The sequence below is a fragment of the Pseudomonas sp. B3(2017) genome (genome assembly GCF_002113595.1).
In the GTDB taxonomy this organism is placed as follows: Bacteria; Pseudomonadota; Gammaproteobacteria; order Pseudomonadales; family Pseudomonadaceae; genus Aquipseudomonas; species Aquipseudomonas ekonensis.
Window position 1 is genome coordinate 1 of sequence record NZ_NEIU01000055.1, and the last position, 534, is coordinate 534.

The 534-nt window shown below is 59.9% G+C and carries 1 pseudogene; it reads left to right on the plus strand.

Annotated elements, in window-relative coordinates:
* Positions 1-129 precede the first annotated feature (129 nt).
* A pseudogene (locus CAG33_RS28050) lies at positions 130-534 on the plus strand (hypothetical protein); the annotation flags it as partial.

Genomic DNA, 534 nt, shown 5'->3' on the forward strand with positions numbered 1-534 from the left:
GCCCCACCCCGACATCCTCGAATGGTCAAAACCCCTGCCCCCCGAGCAATGGGCCCAACGCTCCCCGGCGCTTGTAGCCGCCATCGTCCAGCGCGAAGCGGAATTGGCCGCTCAAGCCGATGCGCCGGCATGAGCACGCCAGCGGCCGGCACCACGAAGAAAGGGATGTTTTCGCGCAATGACTATCTGGCGCCGTTGCCGATCCCTACGGGGGAAAAGCCCTGTGACGTGCTCAATACCATCTGGCGCAAGAACGACGTCTTTATTGACATCGGCAACTACAGCATCGGTTCGGCGGTGATGGTGATGTGGCCGGGAGTTGTGTTGTTTTTAGCCATTTCATTCTTTATTCGAAACATCGACCCTGAATTCAGTCGCGATGTTCTGATCCTGGGTGCCTGCATCATGGCCCTCCCGATTTTTTGGTTGATCCAGGGCCTCCTCCGCGAAGTCCCCTTGCCCGTCCGCTTCAACCGCCAGCGCCGCGAAGTCTGCGTGCCCCGCGACAACGGCGAATACTGGATCGTCCCCTGG